This window comes from Microcoleus sp. B9-D4 (assembly GCF_036705105.1).
In the GTDB taxonomy this organism is placed as follows: domain Bacteria; phylum Cyanobacteriota; class Cyanobacteriia; order Cyanobacteriales; family Microcoleaceae; genus Microcoleus.
Map to the genome: position 1 here is coordinate 106,170 of NZ_JAUBTS010000007.1, position 12,533 is coordinate 118,702.

The window sequence follows — 12,533 nt, forward strand, 5'->3', positions numbered from 1 at the left end:
ATTTTTATCTGCAAAACTGATCTTTGAGTTCAGATTCTCCCCTACTCAATCATGCAATACTACCGCCGTGTCCGCTCCTCAGCACCGATAGTTCACTTTTCGGGAATACTCCTGACTCTTTTGTTATTCATCGAGTCCACCCCCGTTTTTGCCCACGCGGGACACGGAGATGAATTTAAGCACAGTGGCGAAACAACTGAAACTCCTACTGCTATTTCTGTCGATGCCGAAACAGCAAAACGATTAGGAATTAAAGTCTCCCCTGCCGCTCGCCAGCGACTAGATATCGGCATCAAAACCACAGGACAAATTGAAACTTTACCCAACGAAAAAGTAGAAGTTACGGCTCCGGTTGCTGGCAAAGTAGTAGAGTTGCTGGTTAAGCCTGGGGACAAAGTATCAAAAGGTCAACTGGTTGCGGTTTTATCGAGTTCAGAATTAGGACAATTGCGGGTTGAATCTCTCTCGAAACGTGCCGAAGCTGAGGCAGATTTGCAGCAAGCACAAGGAGATCTAAAACTAGCACGAGAAAATTACGATCGCCAACTTCAAATATCCGCAGCAGAAATCGCCCAAGCCAAAACCCAATTGACGGCGGTAACTAAGCAGTACCAGCAAGAACAAGAATTAGTAAACAAGCGTTCAGTTGTGCAAGCCGCTAAAGAAAACTATCAGCGCCAAGTTGAAATAGCGCAAGCCGAAATAGCGCGGGCAGAAACTGAATTAACTGTGGCAAAAGAACAGTTCGAGCGCGACAAAGAATTAGTGGCATCTGGGGCGATCGCGCGGCGCACAATGCTGGAATCGCAAGCGCACTTCGCCGAAGCACAAGCCACTGTTGCTAAGGCAAAAAGCCGTCCTGAAGTTATCAAAGCCCAAACCGAAATTAAACAAGCCGAAGTAGACCTCCCAATGCGGGAATTGCGGGAATCTCAAGGCAGAGTAGCAGAAGCCAAAGCTCAACTTACCAGAGCTCAGAGTCGCCGGGAAGTCCTAGAAGCCGAGAACCAACTCAAACGCGGCAAAACAGCCGTCGAAGTCGCTCAGTCGCGCATTCGCTTGGCTGACGCAGCCTATCAAGCCCGGCTGCAACAATTAGGAACTGTTGCCAACGATCGAGGACTCGTTACCGTAGTTGCTTCGATTTCGGGGACGGTAGCCGATCGCGAAATCACTCCAGGAGAGTCAGTAAACGCTGAAAAACCGTTGATGAGTCTCTTAAATGACAGCCGTGTTTTTGCCACCGCCAATATTTACGAAAAAGACCTAAATAAAGTAAAACAGGGTCAGGTAGTCAGGGTAAAAGTCGCTAATTTACCCGATCGCACTTTCAATGGAAAAATCGCCTTAATTGGGTCATCCGTGTCAGGAGAAACGCGGGTTGTGCCTGTGAAAGCAGAACTAGATAATATTAACGGCGAATTAAAGCCAGGACTATTTGCTGAGTTGGAGATTTTAACCAACAAAACTGCCACAAATATTTTAGCAATTCCGAGTGCGGCGGTAGTGGATGTTAGCGGTAAAAAAACCGTTTACCTCCAAAATGGCAATGCTTATCAAGCTGTTGAAATTGAACTCGGTCAAACTGCCGGAGATTTAGTTGAAGTTAAGAGTGGTTTATTTGAGGGAGATTTGATAGTAACGCAGCGAGCACCTCAACTTTACGCACAATCTTTGCGGGGCGGCAGCAAGCCCTCAAAAGACGAGGCAAAGAAAGAGGCAACTCCAAAGGCAACAGAGGTTAATTTTAATAATTTACCCGTGTCTTTCTGGTGGACGGGAATAGGGGGAGCAGTTGCGATCGTATCCCTGACTTTCACAGCCGGCGTGTTGTTGGGAAATCGGCGCAAATTGCCAGCATTAGCAGCGGATTCTGGAAACAATGCCGGAAACAATAGTTTTTCCGACTCTGCATCGCCGTTGCACAATGAACTGCTGTTACACAATAACAACCATCACGTTAAAGCTCAAGAGAAAGAAGTCAAGAGTTTGAAGTAAACAATTGCGTGAATATAGCAATTTAGTTTGCAGAAGTATCTATCTATAGCCTTTCTCAGTAAAATGAGGTGCTCATAGGGCATAGGGCATAGGCATAAGACTCGCCCCCATACCTCACCACGCTTGAGAACCGCTATATTAACTCCAAAATAATAAAATGTTCAGCACTATTCTCAGATGGGTAATTAACCGCCGCTGGCTAGTTGTTATCGCTACCATTATTGTTAGTCTTTGGACATTGTATATCATCCCCCAAATGTCCCTTGATGTCTTTCCTCCTTTTGCACCCCCGCAAGTCGAAATTCAGACGGAAGCACCGGGGCTGGCGCCGGAAGAAATCGAGTCTTTAGTAACACTGCCGATCGAAAGTGCAATTAACGGAACTCCTGGGGTGACAGCAGTGCGATCGTCTTCCGCTGTAGGGCTTTCTGCCGTTAAGGTAATCTTTGATTGGGGAACTGAAATTTACCAAGCCCGCCAGTTGATAACAGAAAGGTTGCAGCAAGCTCAAAGCAAGCTTCCCGCAGGAGTAGAAGCACCACAAATTTCTCCGACAACTTCACCGGTAGGCCTTGTTATTACCTATGCTTTTACCTCGGAAACTACTCCTTTGATGGAAGTGCGCCGTCTGGTTGATTGGCAAGTCACAAATCGCCTTCTAGCTGTGACTGGCGTTGCTCAAGTGGTGGCTTACGGCGGCGATCAGAGGCAGTATCAAGTATTAGTAGAACCTGCAAAGTTGAAAGCTTTTAATGTGTCGTTGCAGGAAGTTGCCGAAGCGACAGCGGCTGCGAATGTTAACGCGCCGGGGGGGTATTTAATTACGCCGGATCGAGAAACTTTAATCCGGGGGGTGGGGCGGATTGCGTCTGTGGAAGATTTGCAGCAATCTGCGATCGCCTCTCGCAACGGAACACCCGTCAGAATTGCTGATGTCGCTGATGTCAAGATTGGTGCTGCAATCAAGCGGGGAGATGGCAGTTTTAACGGCAAAAAAGCTGTGATTGTGATGGTAAACAGACAGCCAGTTGCTGATACTCCGACGGTAACTAAAGCGGTTGAGGCAGCAATGGCTGAGGTGCAGCAAGCTCTGCCAAAAGATATTAAAGTTACTGTGACTTTTCGACAGGAAGAATATATTAATTCCTCGGTGGAGAATGTGCGATCGGCTTTAGTTGAAGGCAGCATCATTGTTACCATCATCCTGATCCCGTTTTTGATGAATTGGCGCACTCTCGCGGTTGTTTTGCTGGATTTCTTTCTGACTTGGCTGTTCGCGCTGCTGGCGATGTATTGGCTGGGGCTGGGGCTGAATACGATGACTTTAGGGGGTTTGTCGGTGGCGATCGGCACTGCGATCGACGATGCGATCGTCTATGCCGAAAATACCTACCGCAACTTGAGAGAAAATAGGTCTTCTCTTAATCCGCGTCCGGTAATGGATGTGATTTTTGACGGCAGTCAAGAGGTGCGCGATTCGTTAATTGGAGCGACTGTTATTGGGATTGTTGTGTTTTCTCCTATTTTTACTTTGCCCGGTGTAGAAGGTCGAATTTTTACGCCGATGGGGATTACTTATTTGGTAGTTGTGGTGATTTCTAGTCTGGAATCGCTGTTAATATCTCCAGCCCTTTGTGCTATCTTGTTGCCTGCCAAACGCATGAGTTCCGAGGAACCTTGGCTGCCGAGATTTTGCAAGCGTATCTATCATTTTTTTATAGAATTGTCAATGCGCTATTCGGCGATAATTTTAGCTTTAGCTGCTGCTAGTATGGTGGCTGCATTAATTATTTTGCCATCTTTTGGACGGGTGTTTTTACCCGAGTTTCAGGAGCAAACTTTGGTAAATACTATTCTGCTTTATCCGGGGGTGTCTTTGGAAACAACAGATAGCGCGGCTTTTGCGATCGAAGATGCACTTAAGGATGATACCAGGTTTGAATACGTGCAAGTGCGATCGGGCAGAGCTCCGGGAGATGCTGATGCTGCGGGAGTCAATTTAGCTCACATTGATATCGGTTTGAGCGAGGAGGGCATGGAACACAGGCCGAAAACTTTGGAGGCGTTGCGGCAGGAATTTGCTAAATTGCCGGGAGTTGCACCAAATATCGGCGGTTTTATTTCTCACCGGATGGATGAGGTTTTATCTGGTGTCAGAAGTCAGATTGCTGTCAAAATCTTTGGCCCGGATTTGGATCAGCTTCGCAGCATCGGTGCCAAAGTTGAAGAGCAAATGAAAACTGTTGAAGGAATTGTAGACTTGCAACTCGAACCCCAGGTGCCAGTGCAACAAATTCAAATTAATTTTAACCGTCAAGCTGCGGGTAGATACGGTTTAAAAATTGGAGAGCTTTCTGAATTAATTGAGACAGCTTTAAACGGCAAAGTTGTTTCTCAAGTTTTGGAGGTGCAGCAAACTTTTGACTTAGTTGTTTGGTTGCAGCCTGAAGCCCGAAATAACTTAGAAACTATTCAGAATTTGTTGGTTGATACTCCAAGTGGCAACAAGATTCCCCTCGCCCAAGTTGCTACTGTAAAATACGGTACTGGCCCAAATACGATTAACCGCGAGAATGTTTCTCGGTTGATTGTGGCAGCGGCTAATGCTAAAGGTCGAGATTTGCGATCGGTTGTGAATGAAATTCAAGCTAAAGTCAAACGAGAGGTACAGTTGCCTTTTGGCTATTTTATCCAGTACGGCGGTCAATTTGAAGCAGAACAAAGAGCTTCCCAAAATATTATGATATTTAGTGCGATCTCTTTTCTTGTAATTACAGTATTGATGTACTTGTCCGTCAAGTCAATTCCTTCAACTGCGATGATTATGATTAATTTACCGCTCGGATTAGTGGGAGGAGTAATTTCTGTAGCTTTGACTGGCGGCATCATCTCTGTAGCTTCTTTAGTGGGTTTTGTCACTTTATTTGGCGTTGCCACCCGCAATGGCTTGTTATTAGTAGACAACTACAACACTAAATTTGCCGAGGGAATGCCTTTTAAGGAAGCAATTATTAAAGGCTCGATGGAACGGCTCAATGCTATTTTGATGACGGCTTCAACTTCAGCTTTAGGTTTAGCACCTTTAGTCTTAGAAGGCGGCCCCGGAAAGGAAATTTTGCAACCTTTGTCAGTAGTAGTTTTAGGAGGATTGTTTACTTCTACTGCCTTGACTCTGTTAGTTTTGCCAGCTTTGTATGCTAAATTTGGTAAAATTTTACGACCTCAACAACCTCAGCCAGTTATTGAAGACGGGAAGGTAATTAAAGCTGAAATAGCGAACTGATCAATCCTACTTAACTCCCTCAATCAAAGTGCAAAGTTCCTCGCTATCGGGATTGTCTGAAGTTCGATTTGTCCAAAGTTTTTTATAAGCTTCCAACTCAGCTTTGAACGCACTCATGCGCTGAATTTCCTCCTCAAAGAAATCTATTTTGCGACTTAATAAGTCTTGCACTAGCGGACAAGCTGTTATTCCTTGACGGCGAGAGGCCAAAATTTGCTGAATTTCTTGAAGAGAAAAGTTGAGTCTTTGAGCTTTCTTGATAAATTGCACTTGTCTGGCAGCATCGGCTGTGTAGTAACGATAACCGCTACTGTTGCGTAAGGCAGGTTCCAGTAACCCTAGGCTTTCATAGTATCGCAGGGTGCCTACAGTAACACCAGTTTGCTTTGCTAGTTTTCCTATTTTTAGTAGGTGCTGTTCTAGGCATTCTGTTTCAAATTTTGTCATAGCAGTTCTAGGTAAATTGGAACCCTATCATTATAGCGATAGCCAGTTTCACTTTTTTGTGCTGTTTATACTTACCCAATTTGGGCGGATAAAATATTTTATTTTGTCCATAATTCTAGTGACTCAAAAAGCAGCAGTAACTCTGTTTTGAGTTACTGCTGCTGTCGGATATTCTCTTGCTTATCCCTGAAATATAAAAACCACTTATACCTGCGCTCTTTCCTATAATTTTTTAAATCAATGAACCTGACTTATTTCACCCCAATTTCATTCTGGCGTTGCAAGCTTGTAATTAGGCAAAGATGCCCTCTGGCTAATTGATGAGCATAATCTCGCGCTCAAATGCTGAAATTTCTCGCAGGCAAGGAAGATAGATGACCATGACTAACTACCGTGTATTTTGAAGGATCTAATTTTCCACCTATAGCGCTTTTGTCTCTACTCAGAAGCTATACATGGGAATTTAGAAATTAGATGCGTTTACCCTGATTGTGGCGTTGCAAGCTTGTAATTAGGCAAAGAGGGCTTCTGGCTTATTGATAAGCATGATCTCGCGCTCGGATACTAAAGTTTTCCGCAGGCAAGCAAGATAGATGACCAGGACTAACTACCGTGTATTTTGAAGGATCTAAATCAATGATTCAACTTCTACAAACAGCGCTGAAATCATCCCTAGCTGGCGATATCACCCAGGCAATTGGAAAGGTTCCCATTGTTCGTCTCAATCGCGTGAGCGAACTCTGTCAGCATCACGAATTTTATCTCAAATTAGAATCCTGTAATCCCGGTGGCAGCATTAAAGAGAAAAATGCTGTATGTCTGGTTCAACACGCAGAACGTACCAGGTTACTCGCCCCCGGCGGCACAATTGTTGAATCTAGTTCGGGTAATTTCGGCATTGGTTTAGCAATGATTGGTGCAGCGCGAGGCTATCGCGTGATGATTGTCATCGATGGTAAAACACCGCCCCCGATTCGGCGAATGCTGGCTGCCTATGGAGCAGAATTGGTAGATGTCCCCCTGAGTGCGGCAGATGCCAATGGATCGATGCAAGTTGCGAGGATGAAAAAAGCCAAAGAACTCGCCGAAACCATTCCTGGTGCCTGGTATCCTTGCCAGCACCGCAATCCCGAAAACCCAACTGCCCACGAGCAATTTACTGCTCGCGAAATCGAACAGGCTTTTCCCGTAGCACCAGATGTTATCGTTATTGGCGTTAGTACGGCGGGACAATTGGCGGGAATTAGCCGATATTTTAAACAGCGTCATCCCCAAACTCGAATTGTCGGCGTAGATGTGGCAGGTTCGGCTATTTTTGGCACGCCGTCTCACCCCTATAAAATGACAGGATTGGGGTTATCTTTTGTACCGCCCAATTTTGATCCAATGGCACTGGATGCAGCGTATTCTGTGAACGATCGCATTGCCTTTTCTGTTTGTCATGCCCTGGCACGTCGAGAAGGCTTGTTGTTAGGAGCATCCACAGGCGCTATCGTTGCCGCTGCCCTAGCTTACAGCCAGCAGCATCGCCATTCTCAACGCATGGTACTGTTGAACCCGGATCGGGGCGATCGCTATCTCGAAACAGTCTACAATCCAGAATGGCTGTCCGAGCAAGGGATTGAAATCTTGGAACAAAAAGCCCTCACCGCTACAATTAACGCCCTTCAAAGCGTCCCTCTTACCCTCGTGCGACAGCAACAACCTGTATAAACAATGACCTTAAAGGCTTCTCCAAGTCCGTCTAAAATCGGTCTGCTAGATTTATGGCGGCAATTTATTCCCCTCTCCCTCAGCGATGTGGCAATGGCTTTTGGCGATCCGATGATGACGGCTGCCCTAGCTCATTTACCCGATGCACGGGTGAATTTGGCAGCCGTGGGCATTGCCAAAGCCCTCGCGGTCTTTTTTGAAAGTCCGATTATTATGATTCTGCACGCCTCGAATGCCCTTGCACCGAATGGGCGATCGCGTCGCGCCTTGTGGCGATTTACGCTTTTAGCAGGCGGCGGACTGAGTGCGTTACTGTTGCTGCTGACGCTGCCGTTTATTTTCGCCACGCTGGGGGGGACGCTGTTAGGAATTCCACCCCAATTGCGGCAGACGGTGCAGACTGTGTTGACGTTAATGTTTCTCTGGCCTTTGGCGATCGCGTGGCGGCGTTATTTTCAAGGATTGCTCATCCACACAGGTCATTCTCAGGCGGTTGCCAAAGCTAGCATGGTTCGTTTGTTAATTGTAGCCCTAACGTTATGGGGCGGATTTGTGTTGAAAATGTCAGGCGCAGTGCTGGCGGGGACTGCTTTGATCGCGGGGGTTCTCTCAGAGGCGCTGGTTGTAACCATTGCGGCGCACCGGCTAGGAGCCACTCGTCTGCCTCGACCCATTGATTCTGAGTTAAAGCTACCCACCAATCTCAAAAGTGTGTGGAATTTCTACTGGCCTTTAGGCTCTTCAATGTTAGTAGTCTGGGGTGGACGTGCTGTCCTGGTGGGAATTATTGCCCGCGCCCAAGACGCTAATATTGCATTGGCGGCTTGGCCTGCGGCTTGGGGATTGGTTTTGGTGATTGCCAATGCGACTCGCATGGTGCAACAGGTGATTATCAAAAATCGAGATCGAGTGAGCGATCGCCAATTAATTGCATTTGCTCTCAGTGTGGGTGGATTTTGTTCGCTACTGTTGTTTTTAGGTAGTACAACGCCATTTGGGTTGCAGGTTGTGCAAAGTTTTATCGGCAACGATGAAGCCCTGGTTGAGAGTATCCGTCCCGTATTGCTGTTGTGCGCGTTTGTACCCCTTCTGGTGGCGGTGCAAAATGCTACTCAAGGTTTTTTGGTCGGGGCAGGTCAAACCAAAGGTCTGAATTATGCAACTTGGATTGGCACGACTATATTGCTTTTAGTTGCGTTCGGTGCAGTTCAGCTTGGGGCATCGGGTGCAATTGCGGCTGCGAGCGCGATGATTATTTCTTTAACAATAGAAGTATCCTGTCTCGCGTTCAATTTACGCAAACAATTATAGCAACCGCCAAGGCTGCGCCGGACGCAAGGCGTAAGACATCCTCGATCGCATGGAGTAAACCATCAAAATTTTGAGAGATCGCTAATCAGTATTTACTTCTTGGCATCATCATTAGTTTCTCCATCGCCGTCCCTTTAATTGTCGATTACAGTTGGCGGGGTTGTCACCCCGCCAGGGTGTTATACTATCTCAGCACTTACTTGTGTGCACACTATATGTAGTGTGCACACAAGCAAGATCGCACTATTCGAGAAGCAGGGTAAAAGAGCAATTAGAAAACTAGCTACCAGATTTGATGTGAGTAAGTATAATTGTTGAACGACTTTTTAGTAGCTGCTGTTCTAAGGATTCTGTTCCAAATTTTTTCATAGCAGTTTTAGGCAAGTTTGAACCCAATCATTATAGTGATAGCCACTTTCAGTTTTGTGTAGTGGTTATAGTCATCCAATTTTTCGATAAAATACTCTATCTTGTCCAAAATAATATTGAAAAAAAAAGCAGCAGTCACTCAAAATTGAGATCGTGCTGCTGTCGGATATTCTCTTGCTTATCCCTGTTAAAAATCCGTGAGGTAATCTACACACCGGGGAAAATAAGGATTATTTATCGCAATTAGCTTGAGGGCAGTCAGGAGTAGGAGTAGTACAGGGGCCGGCGGCAAAGACAACCGCGGCTGTACCTGCTGTCAGGAGAACTGCCGTCAAAGCTGCAAGAGTGAAGCGTTTAGTCTGAGTTGCTTTAATCATGAATTTTTACCGGGGAATCTAGGATCGAAAAGTTTCTTTGGGAAACTATATATAGCATAAACCCTCAAGTCGGCTATAGAGTCAAGGGGGGGAAAGATTAAAAATGATAAAAATATTGAATTTCCGAGGTCACGATCCGAATACCTGTATGAAAGTCTGAAGATTTCATCCAGATTTCATTTTTGGGTGTCATATTCTAATTATTGTACCCAAAAAATAAATCGAATGAAAGCGCTCAAGTCAAGCTTAGTTATTCTAGGCAGTGTCGGATTGCTGTTTTTGGGAGCTTGCAGCAAAAGCGACCAAGGAACCGGCCCAAACAGCAGCCCAACATCCGCTCCTGTTGCCTCTCAACCTAATACTTCCAGTTCGGCCGCTTCTCCTGCAGCATCTGCTAAAACAGAACCTCCCAAACCATCTAAAGGAGGTCAAGTTGTCGAGTCTGGACCTTACCACCTAGAACTTTTAACTCTGAAAGAGGATAGCGGAACTCACTTAGATCTTTATTTGCAAAAAGGCGATACCCACGAACCGATTCCTAATGCAAAAGTGACGGCACAAGTGCAGTCTCCGAATGGAGAGCAGCAAACGCTGGACTTCAAATACGATGCTGATGGCAAACATTACGCCGTTGTATTTCCAGGCAAAGATGCAGGAAGTTATCCCGTGAAAGTGACTGCGGATATTAACGGAGAAAAAGTTGACGGTCGTTTTAGCTTCAATCAATAGAATGCAAGTTTTCTTACAATTGATCGGAAATCCCCTAAAATGATTTAAACACAGGATAAGCAGCACAGCTTTCTCGCAAAATGAATAGTCTAAATTACCAAGATTATCCGGTTGAGCGAGGAATAGAAGGAATAATCATTTAGATGCTCTAGCATTAATGAAAGTCAATGCTCGGAAATTTATAAGAGTACAAAATCCCTAATCAAACGAGGAAAGACCATGAAAACAGTAAAGTCAGGTTTAATTATTCTGGGTACTGTGGGGCTAATATTTTTGGGAGTTGGAAGTAACAACAGCCAAGCTGCTATTTCAGCCAACAGTTCTGCCGTCTCGTCTTCAAAACCCATTACAAGAACAGAGATAGCCGCCGCTCAAAACAAAGGCGGTCAAGTCGTTGAATCAGGGCCTTATCATTTAGAGTTGGTGGTCGAGAAAGAAGCCACTCAAACTCACCTGGATTTCTATTTGCAAAGAGGCGACAACCACCAGACAATACCTAATGCGAAGATAACCGGTCAAATTCAGATGCCCGATCGCACTCAAAAGACTGTTACCTTCACTTATGACCAGAAAGACCAGCACTATACAGCTTTCCTGCCTGGAAAAGTTGTAGGTCAGTATCAGATGAAGATTACTGCTGATATTAACGGTCAAAAGGTAGACGGTCGATTCACCTTCACTCGGTAGACTTTTTAGTAGGTTGAATCTGCGGTTGACTGGTTGACGGGTTGCTGGCGGGCTGTTTGTTGTCGTGACCAACTAATGCCCGCCAACTTCCGTTTAGAAAGAAGAAAGCAGCCATAGGCACAAGGCAACACGCCAGCATTGCTATCCCCATACCCATCCATAGGAGAATTGGGTTTTTTAATTTTTGCTCGCTCATTTTTATAAGTTTCATTCTGTCATTTTCACAGTAGGGTAATTCGGCAATTTTATGATAGCATACCGGATTGCTGTCAGAGATGAGCTATTTACCTGCACTATAAGTCGCATCAATATTAAAATTTTCATCCTGATTTCATTTAGGAATGTAAACCTTAAGTTGAGCGCGGTTAAACGCTGTCTAATCAGAATGTAACGTTTCTGGTGTTGCACCCGCCAAGTAGTAGGGATACGTCACTGCCCGCAGGTGTCAACTTAAGACTGAAACCCTTGACAAATATCGTTTGCAGCCGAGTGTGGCTACCATCACTACCCCTGTTTTTACAATGCAAAAAGCATCTACTAGGTTTGCTGAATTCGATTTAATCAGAGCTTTGGCGATCGTCAGTGTTGTGATTATTCATGCTGGTTTTTTGTCATTACCCGATCGCAGAATTCTATTTATTTCGATCGATACACTCCAGCTTTTCTGCGTACCTGCATTTTTACTGATCAGCGGTTTTTTTCTTACCAACAAGCTTGAAAATCAAAATAACCCGACGCTGATATTAAAGAAAAGGCTGTCGAGAATTATACCGCCCTATCTTTTTTGGTCAGTAGCCTTCTACATTTTAAATAATTTGGGCAACCTCAAACGATTTGATTTACTTGGATTAGTTAGAGATGTGCTGACAGGTTCTGTGCTGCCCCCCTATTACTTTATAGTTGTGATTGTTCAATGCTATTTGTGGTGGTGGATTCTAGTTAAATTAAAATTTTTTGAGCCCCGAAAAGTTTTGGCTTTGGGTTTCACCATTCAAATAGCTTTTACCATAGTCTTTTACTTAGTTGCTTTCAAATACTTACCTTCCATACCTATACCGCTGATAGAGCGCTGGATTTTTAGTTGGATTTTGCCGTTTTCCACTGGTTTAGTTCTTGGCAGTTGCTATGACAACATTCAAGGATACCTTCAGCGCCAAAGAATGCTTATTTTAGCAGCAACTATCTTGTTCTATCTAGCGAGTATTTGGGAATTTTACCTACTCAGTGAAGTGAATTCGGATGCCTGGTTTGCCCGATCGTTTTTTAAACTATCTACTCAAGGATACGCAATTTGGTTCGTACTGTCGATATTGGCATTTTCTCAAAGCATCATACTTCCCAGTAAACTATCGAAATTAGTCAAAATATTGGCGGCTTACTCCTTTCCTATATACCTGCTAGATGTGATGGTAGTAAACTATGTTAATTTAGCGTCTTATAAATTTATGTATTCTGCCGAGCCACTGCTCAAGCTCGGAGTTTTAGTGACGGTAGATTTGCTAGTTTGTTTTGGGATTATTTACCTGTTGCAAAAACTTTTACCCAAGAATTACAGTCAGTACATTCTGGGAATTTAATCTGGATTTACGCAACATCCGTGGGGGCGAGGCGATCGAAAA

10 protein-coding genes are annotated in these 12,533 nt (G+C 44.8%); 7 read left to right on the forward strand and 3 right to left on the reverse strand.

Annotated features, from left to right (window positions below; translation table 11 throughout):
* Positions 1 to 51: 51 nt before the first annotated feature.
* Both QUB24_RS06535 and QUB24_RS06540 read left to right on the forward strand, forming a co-directional pair.
* Positions 52 to 1,998, forward strand: coding sequence for an efflux RND transporter periplasmic adaptor subunit (locus QUB24_RS06535; protein ID WP_333151762.1), 1,947 nt, complete (start codon positions 52 to 54; stop codon positions 1,996 to 1,998).
* A gap of 157 nt (positions 1,999 to 2,155) precedes the next feature.
* On the forward strand, positions 2,156 to 5,281 hold the full coding sequence (locus QUB24_RS06540; protein ID WP_333142762.1) for an efflux RND transporter permease subunit: 3,126 nt from the start codon (positions 2,156 to 2,158) through the stop codon (positions 5,279 to 5,281).
* A 6-nt stretch (positions 5,282 to 5,287) separates the two neighbouring features.
* On the opposite strand, the gene QUB24_RS06545 is transcribed toward QUB24_RS06540, so the two are convergent.
* Positions 5,288 to 5,728, reverse strand: a complete 441-nt coding sequence (locus QUB24_RS06545; RefSeq protein WP_333142761.1) for a heavy metal-responsive transcriptional regulator — start codon at positions 5,726 to 5,728, stop codon at positions 5,288 to 5,290.
* 636 nt (positions 5,729 to 6,364) lie between these two features.
* Between QUB24_RS06545 and QUB24_RS06550 the strand changes: the two genes are divergently transcribed.
* Positions 6,365 to 7,441 carry a cysteine synthase family protein gene (locus tag QUB24_RS06550; RefSeq protein WP_333142760.1) on the forward strand — a complete coding sequence of 359 codons (1,077 nt, stop codon included), beginning with the start codon at positions 6,365 to 6,367 and terminating at the stop codon, positions 7,439 to 7,441.
* A 3-nt stretch (positions 7,442 to 7,444) separates the two neighbouring features.
* Positions 7,445 to 8,752, forward strand: a complete 1,308-nt coding sequence (locus QUB24_RS06555) for a hypothetical protein (RefSeq protein ID WP_333142759.1) — start codon at positions 7,445 to 7,447, stop codon at positions 8,750 to 8,752.
* Between the two features lie 599 nt (positions 8,753 to 9,351).
* Here QUB24_RS06555 and QUB24_RS06560 read toward each other — a convergent pair.
* Positions 9,352 to 9,498, reverse strand: a complete 147-nt coding sequence (locus tag QUB24_RS06560; RefSeq protein ID WP_015211800.1) for a hypothetical protein — start codon at positions 9,496 to 9,498, stop codon at positions 9,352 to 9,354.
* Between the two features lie 225 nt (positions 9,499 to 9,723).
* On the opposite strand from QUB24_RS06560, the gene QUB24_RS06565 reads away from it, so the two are divergent.
* Together QUB24_RS06565 and QUB24_RS06570 are read left to right on the forward strand one after the other, a co-directional pair.
* Complete coding sequence (locus tag QUB24_RS06565; RefSeq protein WP_333142758.1) at positions 9,724 to 10,227, forward strand: hypothetical protein; 504 nt, start codon at positions 9,724 to 9,726, stop codon at positions 10,225 to 10,227.
* Positions 10,228 to 10,446: 219 nt separating this feature from the next.
* Positions 10,447 to 10,914 (forward strand): hypothetical protein, encoded by a 468-nt coding sequence (locus QUB24_RS06570; RefSeq protein ID WP_333151765.1) that lies wholly within the window; start codon positions 10,447 to 10,449, stop codon positions 10,912 to 10,914.
* Here the strand turns inward: QUB24_RS06570 and QUB24_RS06575 are convergent.
* Complete coding sequence (locus tag QUB24_RS06575) at positions 10,904 to 11,125, reverse strand: hypothetical protein (RefSeq protein ID WP_333142756.1); 222 nt, start codon at positions 11,123 to 11,125, stop codon at positions 10,904 to 10,906. The genes QUB24_RS06570 and QUB24_RS06575 overlap by 11 nt on opposite strands.
* Before the next feature lie 310 nt (positions 11,126 to 11,435).
* Here QUB24_RS06575 and QUB24_RS06580 point away from each other — a divergent pair, with 310 nt between their 5' ends.
* Positions 11,436 to 12,491, forward strand: coding sequence for an acyltransferase (locus QUB24_RS06580; protein ID WP_333142755.1), 1,056 nt, complete (start codon positions 11,436 to 11,438; stop codon positions 12,489 to 12,491).
* The last annotated feature ends 42 nt before the right edge of the window (positions 12,492 to 12,533 follow it).